The sequence below is a fragment of the Bacillus litorisediminis genome, from assembly GCF_022808645.1.
Lineage (GTDB): Bacteria > Bacillota > Bacilli > Bacillales > JC228 > Bacillus_BF > Bacillus_BF litorisediminis.
In genome coordinates this window covers 1-19,135 of record NZ_JAKZKT010000008.1, presented here as the reverse complement: position 1 = coordinate 19,135, position 19,135 = coordinate 1, and the positions used below count along the sequence as shown (strand labels likewise).

Sequence of the window (19,135 nt, the reverse complement as noted above, 5' to 3'; positions counted from 1 at the left end):
AAATAGTGACCTATTTTTCTCCTTTACATCCTAAATATAAAAGTTCATGTACCCTTGGTGCAAGCTCAGGCAAATTGTACTTCTGATCCTTCATTACCCAGTTTGTTACCGTTTCATCGAGGGTTCCAAATATCATTTGCCGGGCTAATCGGATATCCAAATCCTTTTTAAATTCACCCGTCTCTACCCCTTGTGATAAAATACGATCAACAAGCTGTAAATATCCTTTTAGCACTTCATTAATTTTTTTGCGGAGCTCTTTATTTGATTGCCTAAGCTCTAGCTGAGTTACAATTGCTAATTGCGGATCTTCTGAAAGCATTAAAAAATGGTTTTCAATTAAAACCTTTAACTTTCCGGCTGCTGATGCTTCATCACTGATTAATTCATCCAGCCTTTCAACAAAAGAGCCCATTTTTTCTTGAAAAAGGGAGATTAAAATATCTTCCTTATTCTTAAAATAAAGATAAATAGTCCCATCCGCGACACCTGCCTGTTTCGCGATTTTAGAGACTTGTGCCTGGTGATAGCCGTTTTCTGCGATCACCACCACCGCAGCATCAATAATTTGTTTAAATTTTGGCTTGTTTTTCTTCATGTATAGACCACTACCTTGTTAGAAATACTAAGCAGGTAAAACTTAATATTCTTTAATTGCTGTATAATGAATGAACAATCATTCATAATTTTATAGTATACACTATTCATATGAGTGTCAAGAAGAATCGGCTGATTCTAATCTTGTCCAAAATCAGGACAAAAAAAGAGAAAAACAAAATTCTACGCATTCTTTTTCTCATCTGCTGCCTTACTCTTTTCCTCGTCAATTAGTGCCCTTCTTAATATTTTTCCTACTGCTGTTTTCGGCAATTCAGACCTAAATTCATAGATTCTAGGGACCTTATAAGCGGCCAGTGCTTTACGGGCAAATTGGTCTAAATCCTGCTCGGTTACATACTTCCCTTCTTTTAATACAACATAAGCCTTTACGGTTTCACCGCGGTAGGGGTCAGGCACTCCTGCTACAACCACTTCCTGAATGGCCTCATGCTCATAGAGGACCTCTTCAATTTCACGAGGGTATATATTGAATCCTCCGGCAATAATCATATCCTTTTTGCGATCCACGACATAGAAATAACCATTTTCGTCCATATAACCCATATCACCCGTCAACAGCCAGCCATCCTTAAATACATGTTCCGTCTCTTCAGGACGGTTCCAATATCCCTTCATGACCTGAGGACCTTTTACAGCAATTTCGCCAATTTCATTTGGAGGTAAGGGTTCTCCTGTTTCAAGTGAGAGAATGGCGGCATCCGTATCTGGCCATGGTACGCCTATACTTCCTTTTTTCCTTTCTTTGTCCCATAAAAAATTAGCGTGTGTAACTGGAGAGGCCTCTGTTAAGCCGTACCCTTCAACTAATCTTCCGCCAGTCACTTCTTCAAATTTCGTTTGAACTTCTACAGGCAGAGGAGCGGATCCGCTAATACATGCATCAATTGAAGACATATCATATTTCTTTATATCAGAATGATTGAGTAAACCGATATAAATGGTTGGTGCACCAGGGAAAAGAGTCGGTCTTTCTTTTTCAATGGCTTTTAAAGTTGTGGTTGCATCAAACTTAGGGAGAAGAACCATTGTTTGCCCGTCCATAACGGATAAAAGCATCACTGCTGTTAACCCATATACATGGAAAAGCGGAAGGATGGCCAGAACAGTTTCTTTTCCTTTTTTACACTTATACATCCAGGCACTGGACATAATTGTATTGGCAATCAAGTTTTTGTGCGTCAGCATGACACCTTTTGGAAACCCTGTCGTTCCGCCAGTGTATTGGAGCAGAGCTAAATCTTCTTCAATATTAATCTCTTCATCAATTTCCGTTGTTTTCCCATTGTCTAAAATAAATGTAAGAAGATGATGATTGTGTTCGTGTTCTACTTTTACAACAATGCCGTACTGTTTCTTTTGAATGAATGGATAAATCAAATTTTTGGGAAATGGCAAATAATCCTTGATAGCGGTTACAAATATATGTTCAACTTCTGTTTCATTTTGAACCTTTTTTACGCGCGGAAATAAAATGTCCATCGTTATAATAGCTTTTGCACCAGAATCCTTTAGTTGATACGCTAGTTCGCGTTCCGTATATAAAGGATTGGTTTGGACAACGATACCTCCTGCCATTAAAATTCCATAAAAGGCAATCACATTTTGAGGACAATTTGGCAGCATAATTGCAACCCGGTCTCCTTTTTTAATGCCTAAGTCACGCAAATAGTTTGCTAGCTTCAAAGAGGATACATAAAGCTCCTGATAAGTCATTGTTTTTCCCATAAAACGAATGGCGACCTGATCAGGCATAGATGTTGCGGTATCTTTGAGGTAAGTTTGCAGTGGTTTTGTACCATACTCTAAACTCTGTGGAATTTCGCTTGGGTATTCATTTAACCAAGGTCTATGCGTCATGTAAAACAACCCTCCTTTAATAATTGTAAGAACATTCTAACTGTTCTTTATTCATTATAGTATACATACCTACACCATACAACGAATTTCATGTGTAGCCAACTCTTAATTTCCTGATCATATTCACCTGGGTAAATGGTCCTGATTTTATTAAAATCGACAATTTTTATCTATGTATATTTTACCAATTTTTTCGAATTTTGTAGTTTCTTGCTAGAGGAGAAAAGGGTTTTTACTTAACTCCTTGAATTTCTTTGAATAATGGATTCATTCCATTTCTTTTATTTCTTTAAAAGGAAGGTGGTAAAAAATGATTAAAAAGATTTTTAAGGTTTTTCTTGCCGTGTCACTTGTAAGCGTTTTATTCACGCAGGGAAGCATCTTTGCAAATGAACCGGAAGAGCCGATTATCCGCATTGGAGTCGTTCCCGCTGCTGAAACACTTCAAATCGGAAGTAACGGAAGCTTTGAGATAAAAGATAAGGATACTGGTGATGTGCTTTTAACTGGCAGCAGCGAACAAGTGAGAGTTGATTTAACTTCAACATCTAATATTAGGACAAATTATCGTCTGCAGGTTGCATTTTCAACAAGCAATGCCTATGTGCAGGATTGGCTAAGCCGGGCAGAATCATTTGGCTACCCAACGTATGTTGAGCCTTATAATAATGGGTGGCGTCTTTTAATCGGGGAATTCCCTGCCGATGCATCATTCACTGTACGAAATGCTTTTAAAAATGAAGTAATAGCGAAGGGACTTGCCGCTAGTGATGCCTTCTGGAGAATCATCACAATTATTGAAGGAGAATCGTCCCTTAAACTATCGAAAGGTGAACAGGAAGTGACAACATCCAATCCAGTTGTCATCACATCTTCTGACAGTCTTGTTAAAATCAACGGTAAGCAATACCGCGGTATCGGTGAAGTAGGATTTAATAGTAGCGGAACTCTAGCGGGTATTAATGAACTTCCAATTGAGCAATACCTATATGGAGTTGTGCCATTAGAGCTTCCTCCGGTTCCATATGGTGAATTGGAAGCCCAAAAATCACAAGCAGTTGCAGCCCGTACATATGCTCTTTCCAACATGGGAAAACGCAGCAGTGACGGATATGATTTGCTTCCAACTACTTCTGACCAAGTATATGGCGGGTATGACAGTGAACACCCAATTTCTACACAGGCGGTTCAAGAAACAAGAGGTGTTGTAGCTACCTATGAAGGAGAATTAATTACAGCTGTTTATAGCTCTACAACAGGCGGATATACAGCTAATAATGAAGATGTCTGGAACACAGACCCTGTCCCATATCTTCGCGGTGTACCAGATGCCAATCGCGGTGAAGCCTTCGAACACGTGCCAACTTTAGAAGTATTTAAGAATCATAGTAATCCGACTTCACTTAAAAACGCAGGAAATGGCGCGTATGAATCTGATTGGTCCCGCTACCATCGCTGGACTGTTGAATGGACTCCAGAAGAAATCAGTACGGTATTAAGTACTTACTACAACAGAGATGTTGGAGAAGTTTATGAAATCAATGTAACAGAGCGTTCTAATTCTGGCCGGGTATTAGAAATTGAATTCGTTACAGAGAATGGAACATTCTATGAGTATAAGGACAGAATCCGTACGGCTCTAAAATATTTCTTAGATAGCGGTGCACAAACTTCGTTAAGAAGTACACTTTTCTTTATTGAGCCATTGATGGATAATAGCACAAAACAATTGATTGGATTTAAAGCATATGGCGGCGGATGGGGACACGGTGTTGGCCTATCCCAAACTGGTGCTGTAGGAATGGCTGAAAAAGGACATTTATATGAAGAAATTTTGAAACATTATTATCAGGGAATTGATCTTGAAACCCGATACTAAGAGAAACTATAAAAAGGGAGCCTTTCTGGCTCCCTTCCATGTTATCCGTTTATAACTAAATAAATAATACCGACGATTAAAAATACTGCACATACGGCAAACAATATTTTTGCTAATTTCTCTAACAAGCTATAGCCTCCCTTATATTCCTGCCCCTATTACGTATGACAAGCCAACGGAGATCACCATCGAAATAAAGCCGACCGCTTTATTATTATTTTCAATCTCTTCATCAATTTTAAATTTTGGTGTTAAAAATTCAAAGATAAAATAAGCGATTAATAATAGCAGGAATCCATAAACTCCCCAGCCAATCATATTAAACAGTGTATCATGCTGTTGGATGGAATGGCGAAACACATTGGCAATCCCAAATATTTTCCCCCCGGTTGCAAAAGCAACAGCCATATTCCCTTTTTTAATTTGCTCCCAATTATTATATTTGGTTACCAATTCAAAAATAGTCAAAAAGACGATCATACAGAGTACTACAACACTAAAATACGCTGCTGTTTGAACCAGGCTATTTTCCCAAAAATCATTCATTTTCAAAAGTTCCCCCGCTCTTTCGGTTATTTTAACTGAACTACTGTGACACCTGAACCTCCTTCACCAGCCTCACCATACCGATATGACTTAACGGAACGATGATTTTTTAAATAATTCTGTACGCCTTGCCTTAACGCACCTGTTCCTTTACCATGAATAATTGAAACGCGCGGATATCCAGCCAAAATGGCATCATCAATATATTTTTCTACCCTAAGCAACGCATCCTCAAATCTTTCTCCGCGTAAATCCAGTTCAAGATTAACATGATAATCTTTCCCTTTTATCGTAGCAATTGGTTTTGTTTCGACTGGTTTAGGTGTATGAAGCCATTCGAGATCGCTTTCTTCAACCTTCATTTTCAAGATTCCAATTTGGACCTGCCACTCATGGTCATTTAATTTTTCGACTAATGTTCCTTTTTGTCCAAGACTTACTACTTTCACTTCATCGCCCGGCAAGAAATTATACTTTTGATTTTTGGCTTTTTTCTTTGTTGTCTTATTGACCTCAGGCGCAGCATCTTCCAGTCTCTTTCTTGCTTCAATTAATTCATGCTCTTTAACTTCACCATTTTTCTCTAGCCGCAGCTGGCGAAGCTCTTGGATAATGGTTTCTGCCTCTTTTTTCGCTTCTTCAATAATTTGGTTAGCCTTTTCCTTTGCTTTTTCTGTTAGTTCGTCTTTCTTCTGATAGTATTCTGCCATTTGTTTTTGCAGGTCCTTATGAATGTTTTCGGCATCCTGTAAAAACTTGCGAGCTTCTTCCCATGCGCTCTCAGCCTGCCTTCGATTAGCTTCTAATGAGGCAATCATCGAATCTACTTCTTGTCGATCCTCACTCATTAAAGACCTGGCCCTATTAATGATATCCTCCTGCAATCCCAGTCGTTTTGAGATTTCAAAGGCATTACTTCTCCCTGGAATCCCGATTAGCAGCTTATAAGTTGGACGTAATGATTCCACATCAAACTCAACGGAAGCATTCGCTACTCCTTCACGATTATAGCCATATGCCTTTAATTCCGGGTAATGAGTGGTGGCAACGACTCTTGCTCCGCGATTGTATACTTCATCTAATATGGCTATGGCTAATGCAGCCCCCTCCTGCGGGTCCGTTCCAGCCCCGAGCTCATCGAATAGAACGAGACTATTTCCATCTGCTTTTTTCAAAATATCCACGATATTCACCATATGGGATGAAAATGTACTTAAGTTTTGTTCAATCGACTGTTCATCACCGATATCGGCATACACCGCATCAAAAACGGCAACTTCAGACCCTTCCTGTGCTGGAACATAAAGACCGGATTGTGCCATCAGAACGGTTAGACCTATTGTTTTAAGAGTGACGGTTTTTCCGCCTGTGTTTGGTCCTGTAATGACAATAGTTGTAAAGTCATCCCCAAGCCAGATATCATTTTCTACGATTACATCCTCTGAAATAAGAGGATGTCTCGCACGCTTCAGAGATATTTTACCTTGATTATTTAAAGCCGGTTTGGTTCCGCGGTATGTTTTGCTAAAACGCGCTTTGGCAAAATAAAAATCTAATTCAGTCAGGGCTTGAGTCGCTAGTCTTAATCCTTCCGCTTCCTCTCCAACCAGATTGGATAATGCAATTAAAATCCTTTCAATTTCCTGGTGTTCTTTTACCTTTAATCCCTGAAGGTCATTGTTCAGTTCCACTACTACTTGGGGTTCTATAAACAATGTTTGCCCTGATGAGGATTGATCATGAACGATTCCGCCATAATGACCGCGATACTCCTGTTTAACCGGTATTACATAACGGTCATTTCGTATCGTGACGATCGCATCCGATAACATTTTCTGTGCATTAGATGATCTTATTATAGAATCGAGTCTTTCCCGAATTCTGGTTTCCTTTGACCGTATTTGATTACGAATAGATCGTAATGTATCACTTGCATGGTCTAAAACATATCCTTGTTCATCAATTGAACTGGTTATTTCCTTTTCAAGACGGATTAAATCAGGTATTCGTTCAATTTCCGCTGCCAAGATTGGCAGAGTCACATCTTCTTCTTCGATAATCTCTTGAATAAATTTTTTTATGATTCTTCCAGCTTTTATCGTACTTGCAATCTCTACTAATTCTGAGGCAGAAAGCATGGAACCAATTTCAGCACGTTTTACAGAGCCACGAATATCAAACACCCCGTCTAATGGAACATGGCCTTTTAATCGCAATACTGTAAATGCTTCATCCGTTTCCTCAAGCCCACGCTTTACAATCGAAAAATCCGAGGATGGAACCAATTCATTTAATTTATTTCTCCCTAATCCTGAGGAAGCATAAGTAATCAGTTTTTCCTTTATTTTTAAAAACTCTAATGTTTTCAGTACTTTAGGATTCAAGTCTTTACCTCCTGTCCAATTGTGTTTCTTTATCTTTTTATGTTTAAAAAAGCCAGTAAATCTTCTTTATTCATGGCATTGAGACAATCGTTCGGCTGAAGCCAGCCTTTTCTTGCGGTTGCGACGCCAATTTCCATAAACGATAAGGATTCTTTATAGTGAGCATCTGTGTTTATACAAATTTTTACTCCCGCTTGCCGTGCCTTTCGGACATACTCAAAATTTAAGTCCAGCCGGTTTGGGTTTGCATTTAACTCTAAGGCGGTATTTGTGCTGCTCGCCAGCTCAATCAATTGCTCTATATCTATTTCATAGCCTGTCCTTGTCCCGATTTTTCGCCCTGTCGGGTGTGCGATCAAATTCACATGCACATTATTTAATGCCGTTTTTAATCGCTCCATTATTTTTGCTTTTGACTGCTGGAATCCGGAATGGATGGAAGCAATTACAAAATCAAGCTCCTCCAGCACATCATTTTCAAAATCCAGCGATCCATCCGGTAAAATATCCATTTCAATACCTGCCAAAATAAGAATATCTGGATATTTCTCTTGGAGCCTGGCAATCTCCTCTTTTTGCTTTAATAGCCGATCTTTTGTCAAACCATTGGCCACTTTTAAAAACTGGGAATGGTCGGTAATCGCCATATATTCGTAGCCCCTTGCTATACATGCCTGGACCATCTCTTCCAGAGTATGAGCGCCATCGCTCCAGGTTGTATGCATATGAAGGTCTCCCTTTATATGTTTTATATCAATAAAAGAATATTCTTTTTGAAAAATCTCAATTTCTTCACCATTTATTCGAACTTCGGGAGGAAGGTAAGGTATGTTAAAATGCTGATAAAAATCCTGTTCGCTTGCAAACGTTAGAACCTTTCCATTCTCTAAATCCTCCACACCATATTCGCTTATTTTTTGATTGCACTCTTTTGCAATTTGCCTCATCCGTACATTATGTTCCTTTGAACCCGTGAAATGATGAAGGGCAGTCGCAAATTCTTGCTGAGTGACGAGGCGAAAATCAATCGATAATCCAAAATCGCCATCCACGACAATAGATACCTTTGTATCTCCTTTAGCTACAATTCTTTTAATTCCTTTCATCTCTATCAGTTTTTCCTTCACAATACCCGGTGAAGCCGTTGCAATCACAAAATCTAAATCCTTCACCATTTCTTCTGCCCTTCGCAAACTGCCGGCTTTAGAAAATCGATCAATTTCCGGAATAGCTGCTAAATAGGCCTCAATATAATCAACAATCGGCAATACAGCTGCCATTGGTAACCGTTCAGGCTTTGCCTTGAGTTCACGGATTGATTGAAGCAGGTTTTCTTCCGTTTTTTGGCCAAATCCGGAAAGCTTGGCCACTTTGCCTAGTTCAAGTGCCTCTTTGAGCTCGTCCACATTTGTGATATGAAGTTCTTGATACAATCTCGCAATCTTCTTACCGCCTAATCCCTGTAACTGAAGCAGAGGAATCAGCCCAGCAGGAACCTTTGCCTTTAACTCGTTCAAAAGTGCAGATTCCCCAAGTTCAATATACTCTTCAATCACACTTGCTGTCCCTTTACCGATTCCGGGGATTGTGGTGTAATCACCCAATTCCTTTATACTTCTTTGATCCCGCTCCAGCGCATTGGCTGCCTTTCGAAAGGCAGCTACTTTAAAGGAGTTTTCTCCCATCAGTTCCATATAGGTTGCAATCGTTTCCAGCAAACGGATAATTTCTTTTTTGTGAACCATCGATATCAGCACCTTTAAAAACACATTTTCTACTTGCACTAGTTTAAACTTTACCATGTTTACGTCTTATTGTTCAAAAGGTTCCCATATAGAAAACTTGGCAAGCACCAAGCTCTGGCGTAGGCGATCGCCTAGTTGCACTTATACTTTATTCCTAAAAATTTTAACTGCGTCGAATTACTGCTTTGCTAAAATTTTATACTTAAAGTATTAAAAAACTCCTCCGCTATTGCGGAGAAGTTATACATCCATATATTGAAACCATAGATCTTGAATTTGACTTGAAAAAATCGGAGTATGAGTAACAATCGTTTTCGCCATAAATGAAGACCCGAGAGGCCCCTGAATAAATTCAATCGGAAGTAAAGCCCCAATGTATAACACTATAAAAACCATTAAGTACACTTCTAAAAATCCGAGAGCTCCGCCTGCCCATACATTTAATTGTTTTACAACTGGCAAATGGGCAACAAAATCGAGCATAGAACCTATAATTTGCAATAGAATTTTTGATATAAAAAAGATAATAGCAAATGAAATCGCATTGTAATAGGCCGCGTCTAAATGCATTGATTCAAATATCATTGTAAAAGATTCACTGTCTCCCAGTGTCGGGTAAGGAATCCAAAGTTTAAGCTTAGGAGCTAAATCATCATAGTACACATAAGCTAAAATAAAGGACAGAATAAAGCCAACCATATTGATAGCCTGTAAAATAAAACCTCGTTTTAGCCCTACGATTAACCCCGCAACTAAAAGAAGTAAAATAATCAGGTCGAGCATAGTTACTCCTTTCTTATTTCCGGGTATTCCCGGAAACAATGATTAAAAAGTTCACTTTATCTTACCATGAATCATTTTTAATTGGGAAGAGGAAAGATAACTTGAGCGCTTTAGGCTAGGGGTCGGTGCTTTCCTGGCTGCACTGATCAAGGCTACGCCGCGGCCTGATGGCTAGCTTGACTAGGGCATCCTGCCCAGCATATTTTATTCCTCAAAATTTGAGCTGCTTCGAATTTACGGCTTTGCTAAAATTTTATTCTTAAAGTGTAAAAAGGAAGCCCGTGTTTTAGAACAGACTTCCTTCTCCCTTTTACGCACCTCTTAGAGTTGCACCAAATTGTTGTTTGACTGCTTGAAGCACTTTTTCGTGTGCAGCCGTTACTTCCTCATCCGTTAATGTTTTTTCCGGATCAACATATTTTAAAGAAAAGGCAATTGATTTCTTGCCGCTTTCCACATGTTCTCCTTGATAAACGTCAAAAACAGAAACTTCTTTTAAAAGCTTTCCGCCAGCTGATGCAATGGCCTTTTGAAGATCACCAGCAAGAACACTGGAATCGACAATCAGCGCAATGTCTCGCGTTATGGAAGGGTAACGCGGGATCGGCAGATACTGAAGCCCTTTTGTATCCTCACCGAGCAATTTCGATAAGTCCATTTCAAATACAAACGTATCCTTTAAGTCATGCTCTTTTTGCACAGTTGGGTGAAGCTGGCCGACAAATCCCAAAACCGTACCATTTAGTAAAATCTGAGCTGTCCGACCCGGATGCATTCCTTCGATTTGAACCGGTGTATATTCAATCGCTTGAGTCAAATCGAGTTTTTCAAATAATGCATCCAAAACACCTTTGGCTACATAAAAATCAACAGCCTTCTTCTCTCCTTGCCAAGGATTTGATACCCACACTCCTGTTAGAGCACCTGCTAAATGTTCCTTTTCCTTTGGCAAAACATCTGCTCCGTTAGACAGAAAGACAGAGCCGATTTCGTACACAGCTAAACTCTCATTTTGACGTGCCTGATTAAACTGCAGAATTTCGATTAACCCAGGCAAAAGGCTTAAGCGCAAATGACTGCGCTCTTCACTCATCGGCATGGATAAGGCAATTGGTTCTCTAACTTCTAGCGCATATTTTTGTGCCTTTTCTTTTGAAGTTAAAGAATATGTGAGGACTTGATACAGTCCTGCACTTTCAAGAATTTGCCGGGTTACACGGCGCTTTCTTTGGTAAGAGGTAAGCTTGCCTGGATTATATTCTCCTACTGGAAGCGTATATGGAAGATTGTCATATCCATAAAGGCGTCCGATTTCCTCAATAATGTCCTCTTGGATCGCTAAATCCCCTCTTCTCGTTGGTGCCGTCACCACTAATCGATCCGACTCTAATTCATGTGGTATTTTCAAGCGATCTAAAAGACGGCTCATTTCTTCCTTTGAAAGGTCAGTTCCTAATACACGATTCACTTTTTCATATGGCACTTCAATGACTTTTGGTTCAGCTTTTAATGTGTTTACCTCTACAGAGCCTGCAACTACTTCTCCTCCGCCTAGCTCTGCCATTAGTGCTGCTGCCCGTTCTGCTGCTAAACGGACGCGTTCAGGGTCTACACCTTTTTCAAATCGGCTGCTTGCTTCACTTCGGAGACCTAAATCCTTTGAACCTTTTCTAACTGTTTGCGGATTAAAGAGCGCTGCTTCAAGTATGACCGTAGTTGTATCACTGCGTACTTCTGAGTTAGCTCCACCCATTACCCCTGCAACAGCAACAGGCTCATTGCCATTTGTAATAACAAGATGGTCAGTAGTTAAGGTTCTTTCCGCATCATCTAATGTAACTATTTTTTCGTCCTGTTTCGCTCTTCTTACAACAATCTCTTTTGAACCGAAGCGGTCATAGTCAAACGCATGTAAAGGTGTACCGTATTCTAACAAAATATAGTTCGTAATATCAACAATATTGTTATGAGGTCTGATCCCTGCTGCCATCAAGCGAGTTTGCAGCCATAAAGGAGATGGGCCGATTTTTACATTTTTCACGATTTTGGCTACATAGAGCGGGTTATCTTCCGGTACATCGACCCGTACATCAATGTATGCTGTTTTTTCTTGGCTTGGTGCCGGCACATGGGGCAGTTTTACATCCTTTTCTAATATCGCAGCTACTTCGTAAGCAACCCCTAACATCGATAAACAATCTGACCGGTTTGGCGTTAGTCCAAGTTCTAAAATATGATCATTTAAATTTAAAAGTTCAATCGCATCCTGGCCGACTTCTACACCCTCAGGGAACACATAGATCCCTTCTGCATATTCCTTCGCAATTATTTTAGATTCATAGCCCAGTTCCTGCAGAGAGCAAATCATTCCGTTCGATTCCTCACCGCGAAGCTTTGCCTTCTTAATTTTAAAATTGCCAGGTAATACTGCCCCAACTTTGGCTACCGCAACCTTTTGCCCTTTTGCTACGTTTTTAGCCCCGCAAATTATTTGAACAGGCTCTCCTTCACCAATGTCAACAAGGCATTTATTTAATTTATCTGCATTCGGGTGTTGTTCACATTCCATGACGTAGCCGACAACGACTCCTTCAATTCCTTCGCTGACAGATTCTACTGATTCTACTTCAATCCCGGTTCTTGTGATTTTTTCAGCTAATTCTTCTGGTGTTGTTCCTGATAAATCTACATATTCCTTCAACCAGTTATAAGAAACTAACATTGTAAGACTTCCTCCTTATTCTTCATGAACTCCAAACTGTTTCAGCAAACGGACATCATTGGTATAGAAATGACGAATATCTTCAATTCCGTATTTCAGCATCGCTATTCTTTCCGGTCCCATACCAAAGGCAAAGCCTGTATATTCATTAGAGTCATATCCCGCCATTTCCAGTACGTTTGGATGTACCATACCTGCTCCTAAAATTTCAATCCAGCCTGTGCCTTTACAAACGTTACAGCCTGCACCTCCGCACATTTTACAGGAAATATCCATTTCAACCGAAGGCTCTGTGAACGGGAAAAAGCTAGGACGGAGACGAATTTCTCTTTCCTCACCGAATATTTTCTTAGCAAAAACATTCAGTGTTCCTTTTAAATCACTTAAGCGAATATTACGGTCAACGACCAATCCTTCAATTTGCGTAAATTGGTGTGAATGTGTTGCATCGTCAGAATCACGGCGATACACTTTTCCAGGACAAATAATTTTAACTGGCCCTTTTCCCTGTTGCTTTTCCATCGTACGGGCTTGTACGGGGGATGTATGTGTACGTAAAAGGATTTCCTCTGTTATGTAGAAGGAATCCTGCATATCACGTGCCGGGTGACCTTTAGGAAGATTCAATGCTTCGAAATTATAATAATCGGTTTCAACTTCTGGACCTTCTGCGATTTCATATCCCATGGATATAAACAAGTCCTCAATTTCTTCCACAATTTTAGTCAATGGATGGTGGTTGCCAAGCTCAATTGGACGCCCTGGAAGTGTCACATCAATCGATTCTTTTGCTAATTTCTCAGAAATGGCTTTTTCCTCTAGTTCTGCCTGCTTGGCTTCAATTCTCTCGGTAATCTTTTCTCGCACTACATTGACAAGTGCACCCATTTTCGGTCTTTCTTCGGCTGAAAGCTTGCCCATTCCGCGCAAAACTTCAGTAATAGGACCTTTTTTTCCAAGATAGGCAATGCGAATATCATTTAATTCTTTCAGATCTTCAGCGTTTTGAATTTTTTGCAGCGCCTCTTGTTCTAATTCTCTTAACTTTTGCTCCATTTTAGATCCTCCTTTTTAAATAAAGAAAACTTGGCTACTACCAAGCCGTATGGCTCAGGTGGCAGCCTAGTTGCACTTATACTTATTTCCTGAAAATTTTAATAACGTCGAAATACATCTTCGCAAAAATTTTATCTCTATAAGTATAAAAAAACGTCTCTCCCAAAATAAGGGACGAGACGTTCGCGATACCACCCAAATTGACACTCTGTTCAAAGACACAGGTGCCCAGCTTCATTCAGATAACGGCTTTTAACCGGGGCATCTTTACATGTTTTACATGGTCCCGATGCCAACTCTAGAGGTGAACTTCCTTTGACTTTACCATGAAAATGCTCTCAGTCTCTGACATTTTCTCCCTTTATGGCTCTAGAACAAAGTACTTTTCTCTGTCATCGTTTTTGCATTCATACATTTATCTTTTATAAAGTATAATAAAAAACTTGTTTATTTGCTACCACATTATAGTTAAAAATCGTGTAAAATTCAAATTTGTATCTCATTTTGTCCAAAAATACTTGTTTCAAAACTTAAGAATGGGCCTTATTCATAAAATGATACAAAAGAATACCGCCCGCAATCGTGACATTCAATGATTCACTTTTACCATAGATTGGAACGTATAGATTTTGACTGCTTTGCTCCAAAAGATTCGGATTTACTCCATTTCCTTCATTCCCTAGAATTAAAGCAAACGGCAATTTAGGTTCTACAGTATGATAAGCCTCTGCTCCTTCCAAAGCTGTGCCATATACTGTCACACCTGTTTCCTTTAGCCGCTCAACCCACTCAAACAAGTTACCCTTTATAAGCGGAATATGAAAATGACTGCCTTGCGCACTCCTGATCACTTTCGGGTTATAGGGATCTACTGTTCCCTCTCCCAAGATAATTACATCAGCGCCAGCAGCATCCGCTGTACGGATAATCGTTCCTAAATTTCCCGGATCTTGAATGGCATCTAGCAGTAAAAACGAATTTGCTTGTTTGGGTATGAGGTGCTCCTGTTTTTTACAAATTGCAAAAATACCCTGATTCGTTTCGGTATCTGAAATTGCCTTTGCTATTTCATTTGAAACCTCGAATACATCAGCGCTTGAAGGAACCCACTCAGGAACAGTTACATCTTGTCTGACAATGATAGATGTAATCAATGAAGGATTTTTACTTGCTTCTTCCACCAAATGAAAGCCTTCTACTATGTATTGATTAAAGGTATCCCGCCCTTTTTTCTGCAAGAGCTTCTTCCATTCCTTCACCTTCTCATTTTGTACTGATTCAATCGATTTCAACATCGATCTCTCCTTTTCAACACTTCTTTTTCGAATTATACAGCAATTATTACACATATAAAACATTTGCTTGAGGCATTCTATTTGTAGCGATATGAATTTTTAAGGAGGATTGCTATGAATTTGAACCTTCGTGCAGCTATTTTGCATAATGTTTCCGACAATGATCAAAGTCAACTAGAAGATACGATTGTAGATGCGATTCAAAGCGGAGAAGAAAAAATGCTCCCTGGTCTAGGCGTACTCTTTGAAGTAATTTGGAAAAATTCTTCTGAAGCAGAGAAAAAGGAAATGCTTGAGACGTTAGAGAAAGGTATAAAAGGTTAGGAAAGAACCGGGTAAAGCAGCCCGGTTTTTTTGATTACTTTGCATTCATCTCTCATTTCCATAATATGTTTTTTATGATCGACCGTTCTTTCTGTTATGTCCCCTATGAAGGACACTTCTCCCTCGCATCTTGCCCATTTTGTCCATGATGACCTCTATGCCAAAAATTTATCGTATATCACCATGAAAAAAGGGCCAGACCAATGTCTGTCCCTGCCCTTTTCTATTATTCAAATGTAATTCGATTAACGGTTTCACGGTCTAATCGTTTAATAACCTCAGTAATTAATTTCACAGCGTTTTCATAGTCATCACGGTGAAGAATGGCTGCATGTGAATGAATATATCGAGTTGCAATCGTAATCGCAAGGTTCGGTACACCATTTGCAGTTAAGTGAATAGCTCCAGAGTCTGTTCCTCCACCTGGAACATAATCAAACTGGTAAGGAATATTTAATTCGTCGGCTACACCTGTAACAAAATCGCGCAGCCCTTTATGGGAAACCATTGACGCATCATAAAGGATAATTTGCGGTCCATCCCCCATTTTACTGAGTGCCTCTTTTTCCGTAACCCCAGGCGTATCACCGGCAATCCCAACGTCTACTGCAAAGCCAATGTCAGGCTGAATTTGCGAAGCAGCGGTACGCGCACCGCGAAGCCCAACTTCTTCTTGCACTGTCCCCACACCATATACAACGTTTGGATGAGATTGACCTTTTAGACCTTTTAAGACGTCGATTGCAATCGCACAACCTATACGGTTATCCCATGCTTTTGCAAGAAGCATCTTTTCATTATTCATGACTGTAAACTCAAAATAAGGAACAATCATGTCACCAGGCTTTACGCCCCATTCCAATGCTTCTTCACGGCTTGATGCACCTATATCTACGAACATATCCTTGATCTCAACTGGCTTCTTACGTGCTTCAGTCGATAAGATGTGCGGCGGTTTTGAACCAATTACTCCTGTAACTTCACCTTTACTTGTCACAATGGTTACTCTTTGCGCAAGCATGACTTGAGACCACCAGCCGCCCACTGTTTGAAAACGAATGAACCCTTTATCATCGATTTTGGTTACCATAAAACCAATTTCATCTAAATGGCCGGCAACCATAATTTTAGGACCGTTTGCATCTCCAACCTTTTTAGCAATTAAGCTTCCTAAACCGTCTGTTGAAATTTCGTCCGCGTACGGCTCTATGTATTTTTTCATCACTTCCCTAGGTTCTCTTTCATTCCCCGGGATTCCTTTTGCATCCGTTAGATCCTTCAGCATTGTAAGTGTTTCATCTAATTTAGCCATTAACACAGCCTCCCATTTATTAGTCCCTTTCTCATTATACAAAACGATATCCATAATTGTAAAAATATACTTAGTAATTTGACTCTTGACGCTGATAATTTACTTTATTTTTAGCAAAGTAGGCTTCTTCCACCTCTTTTAAGGTAAAGTCTAAGAGAGTGCCAAGCTGAAGGTAAGTATAAAACAGCTTCAAATAGAGTTCTGTTGATGGGTTACGGAAAAAAGCAAGTGCCTCCTCATTTACCTTAATAAAATATGAAGTCAAATTTAGGTGATTCGGCTCTTCCTTTACTTTTTCCAATTGAATCTCAATTGAATCCATTTTTTTTTCAATGCCGAGCGAGAGCAGAAAATGAATTCCGTCCACGTATTCTTCCAACAAGATATCTTTATGTGAGGGCCCTTTTTGGCTCCAAAATTTAAAGCATCTTGTTTCATTGGCAAGTTCCGCAGCCTCTACCAAAAAGGCAAATACTTTTCGTTCAAACAAGTCTTCTCCCTGAAGATTATTTTTCATTTCTATCGTATGATCCAGCTCACGCTGCATTTGAAATAGTCTTTTTATGTCCACAGCGAGTTCTCCCTTCAAGTAACATAAACCTATTATATCAAACAAAAAAAAAGAGAACTCCATAAGAGATCTCATTCCTTCATTACTGGCCTTCTGAAGCCTTAGGGAAAAATTCTTTCCATTTTAGGACAACAACCTTTTCGCGAAGAATATAGAACAATACTGACAAGGCTGCCAAAATGACGATGATCATGGTCGGTGTAAATCCGCTGATAAATTCCCCAAATACAGTGTAGAAAAAAGCGAGCGGCAAGTTAGTCCAAAAAGCGCCAATTACATAGTTCCCAAAGGTACGGGCTCTCTCAATCATCATCACATTTAAAAGCTGATAATGAACAAACGGAATTAAACGCAGAATTGTAATTTGCCCCAATGTTAATCTTGAGTGTGGCCCAAACCACTTTTTCTTGATATTCATAAGCTTGTCGTATGTTTTGGGCAGTTTTTCAATCACCATATAAAACAGTAAACAAGAAATCATGAGACCGACAATTGAGAATAAAGTGCCAAACGTCGTTCCAAACAATATACCGCCTGCCATACAGACAACAGGAACCGGAATAAAGAAAAATTGCCTTACTACATGAAATAATACAAATGCTATAGGAGCTAGCATGCCTCCTGTTTCAATAAAAGTGAACATTAAAGACATAGCATTTTCCAAGCTATCACCCGCTTTCGCTGTATGTTCTTGCTGATTGTACATGGGGTTATTACATCTTATACAGCGAGACTTGTCTCTATGACAGGGGATTAATCAGTTAAAAACTGACTTAAACAATAAAGGACGGAAATCTGGATCAGGATGACTGCCGGAATCCCCCAGACAAAAGAGGTATGTTTGGTTTTATGACGATAATATTTCATTCCTATGTACATCCCAAAAGCCCCGCCTATACATGCAATTTGCCATAGCGCTGTTTCAGAAACGCGGGATTTTTGTTTAATGGCCCGTTTTTTATCAACCCCCATTATAAAATAACCTAAAAGATTTACTAAAAGAAGGTAAACAAAAATTATTTTATAAATCAACAGAATAGCCTCCTCAATGAGTTTCTCCAAACGCGTCTTTAAACTGTGTGAATGTTAAGGTCTTTTTTAGTTTACCAAATTTTTTTAGGACATGGGTTCGTTTTAAATCCAATTAAGTGGAATGAGGATCCAATAAATTAAGTGTGGCGGATCCTCATTCCGTTATTAGAAACAAAACCTTCATTTTAGGGGCTGAAGCGGATTCTGATTCCGCTATTCATACAAAATCAGTCAAATTTGTCGATAAAAAAGCAAATAACGGAACGAGGAACCGAAACCATGCTCTAAACAAGGATTTTTGAATAAATAACGGAATGATGATCCATTAAATAAGTGTGGCGGATCCTCATTCCGTTATTACAACGAAAACCTTCACTTCAGGGGCTCAAGCGGATTCTGATTCCGCTATTCGTACAAAATCAATCAAATTTCCCGGAAAGAAAGGTCAATAACGGAACGAGGAACCGAAACCATGCTCTAAACAAGGATTTTTGAATAAATAACGGAATGAGGATCCATTAAATAAGTGTGGCGGATTCTCATTCCGTTATTAGAAACAAAACCTTCATTTCAGGGGCTCAAGTGGATTCTGATTCCGCTATTCGAACAAAATCAATCAAATTTGACGAAAAAAAAGCAAATAACGGAACCAGGAACCGGATCCATGCTCCTAACGAAGATTTTTGAATAAATAGCGGAATGAGGATCCATTAATCAAGTTTGGCGGATCCTCATTCCGTTATTAGAAACAAAACCTTCATTTTAGGAGCTGAAGCGGATTCTGATTCCGCTATTCATACAAAATCAGTCAAATTTGTCGATAAAAAAGCAAATAACGGAACGAGGAACCGAAACCATGCTCTAAACAAGGATTTTTGAATAAATAACGGAATGATGATCCATTAAATAAGTGTGGCGGATCCTCATTCCGTTATTACAACGAAAACCTTCACTTCAGGGGCTCAAGCGGATTCTGATTCCGCTATTCGTACAAAATCAATCAAATTT

Annotated in this window: 15 protein-coding genes and 1 other annotated feature; of the genes, 2 read left to right on the top strand and 13 right to left on the bottom strand. The window is 39.4% G+C overall.

Annotated elements, in window-relative coordinates:
• Positions 1 to 10 precede the first annotated feature (10 nt).
• Positions 11 to 598: a TetR/AcrR family transcriptional regulator gene (locus MLE14_RS05810; protein WP_243297408.1), complete on the bottom strand. Its 588-nt coding sequence runs from the start codon at positions 596 to 598 to the stop codon at positions 11 to 13.
• 182 nt (positions 599 to 780) lie between these two features.
• The gene (locus MLE14_RS05805; RefSeq protein WP_243297407.1) at positions 781 to 2,478 is read right to left on the bottom strand and encodes a long-chain-fatty-acid--CoA ligase; all 1,698 of its coding nucleotides are present in this window, start codon (positions 2,476 to 2,478) and stop codon (positions 781 to 783) included.
• A 310-nt stretch (positions 2,479 to 2,788) separates the two neighbouring features.
• On the opposite strand from MLE14_RS05805, the gene MLE14_RS05800 reads away from it, so the two are divergent.
• The gene (locus tag MLE14_RS05800; protein WP_243297406.1) at positions 2,789 to 4,357 is read left to right on the top strand and encodes a SpoIID/LytB domain-containing protein; all 1,569 of its coding nucleotides are present in this window, start codon (positions 2,789 to 2,791) and stop codon (positions 4,355 to 4,357) included.
• Between the two features lie 141 nt (positions 4,358 to 4,498).
• Here the strand turns inward: MLE14_RS05800 and MLE14_RS05795 are convergent, their stop codons facing one another.
• The 7 genes from MLE14_RS05795 to MLE14_RS05765 all read right to left on the bottom strand — a co-directional run bounded on the left by MLE14_RS05795 (position 4,499) and on the right by MLE14_RS05765 (position 14,888).
• A complete protein-coding gene (locus MLE14_RS05795) occupies positions 4,499 to 4,903 on the bottom strand; it encodes a DUF350 domain-containing protein (protein ID WP_243297405.1) in 405 nt (134 codons plus the stop codon).
• Between the two features lie 26 nt (positions 4,904 to 4,929).
• Positions 4,930 to 7,287 (bottom strand): endonuclease MutS2, encoded by a 2,358-nt coding sequence (locus tag MLE14_RS05790; RefSeq protein ID WP_243297404.1) that lies wholly within the window; start codon positions 7,285 to 7,287, stop codon positions 4,930 to 4,932.
• Between the two features lie 29 nt (positions 7,288 to 7,316).
• Positions 7,317 to 9,089 carry a DNA polymerase/3'-5' exonuclease PolX gene (gene polX, locus MLE14_RS05785; protein WP_243297403.1) on the bottom strand — a complete coding sequence of 591 codons (1,773 nt, stop codon included), beginning with the start codon at positions 9,087 to 9,089 and terminating at the stop codon, positions 7,317 to 7,319.
• A gap of 183 nt (positions 9,090 to 9,272) precedes the next feature.
• A complete protein-coding gene (locus MLE14_RS05780) occupies positions 9,273 to 9,815 on the bottom strand; it encodes a CvpA family protein (RefSeq protein ID WP_243297402.1) in 543 nt (180 codons plus the stop codon).
• Between the two features lie 310 nt (positions 9,816 to 10,125).
• The gene (gene pheT / locus MLE14_RS05775) at positions 10,126 to 12,537 is read right to left on the bottom strand and encodes a phenylalanine--tRNA ligase subunit beta (protein ID WP_243297401.1); all 2,412 of its coding nucleotides are present in this window, start codon (positions 12,535 to 12,537) and stop codon (positions 10,126 to 10,128) included.
• A 15-nt stretch (positions 12,538 to 12,552) separates the two neighbouring features.
• Positions 12,553 to 13,593, bottom strand: coding sequence for a phenylalanine--tRNA ligase subunit alpha (pheS, locus tag MLE14_RS05770; protein WP_243297400.1), 1,041 nt, complete (start codon positions 13,591 to 13,593; stop codon positions 12,553 to 12,555).
• 167 nt (positions 13,594 to 13,760) lie between these two features.
• Positions 13,761 to 13,998 (bottom strand) — a binding site (T-box leader).
• Between the two features lie 125 nt (positions 13,999 to 14,123).
• Positions 14,124 to 14,888: a TrmH family RNA methyltransferase gene (locus MLE14_RS05765; protein ID WP_390628301.1), complete on the bottom strand. Its 765-nt coding sequence runs from the start codon at positions 14,886 to 14,888 to the stop codon at positions 14,124 to 14,126.
• Positions 14,889 to 15,002: 114 nt separating this feature from the next.
• Here MLE14_RS05765 and sspI point away from each other — a divergent pair, with 114 nt between their 5' ends.
• Positions 15,003 to 15,212 carry a small acid-soluble spore protein SspI gene (sspI, locus tag MLE14_RS05760; protein WP_243297399.1) on the top strand — a complete coding sequence of 70 codons (210 nt, stop codon included), beginning with the start codon at positions 15,003 to 15,005 and terminating at the stop codon, positions 15,210 to 15,212.
• Between the two features lie 226 nt (positions 15,213 to 15,438).
• Here the strand turns inward: sspI and MLE14_RS05755 are convergent, their stop codons facing one another.
• From MLE14_RS05755 to MLE14_RS05740, 4 genes are all read right to left on the bottom strand, one after another.
• Complete coding sequence (locus MLE14_RS05755; protein WP_243297398.1) at positions 15,439 to 16,524, bottom strand: M42 family metallopeptidase; 1,086 nt, start codon at positions 16,522 to 16,524, stop codon at positions 15,439 to 15,441.
• Positions 16,525 to 16,594: 70 nt separating this feature from the next.
• Positions 16,595 to 17,095 (bottom strand): dUTP diphosphatase, encoded by a 501-nt coding sequence (locus MLE14_RS05750; protein WP_243297397.1) that lies wholly within the window; start codon positions 17,093 to 17,095, stop codon positions 16,595 to 16,597.
• Positions 17,096 to 17,177: 82 nt separating this feature from the next.
• The gene (locus tag MLE14_RS05745; protein ID WP_313897586.1) at positions 17,178 to 17,801 is read right to left on the bottom strand and encodes a TVP38/TMEM64 family protein; all 624 of its coding nucleotides are present in this window, start codon (positions 17,799 to 17,801) and stop codon (positions 17,178 to 17,180) included.
• 47 nt (positions 17,802 to 17,848) lie between these two features.
• Positions 17,849 to 18,127, bottom strand: a complete 279-nt coding sequence (locus tag MLE14_RS05740) for a DUF1294 domain-containing protein (protein ID WP_243297396.1) — start codon at positions 18,125 to 18,127, stop codon at positions 17,849 to 17,851.
• Positions 18,128 to 19,135: the final 1,008 nt, after the last annotated feature.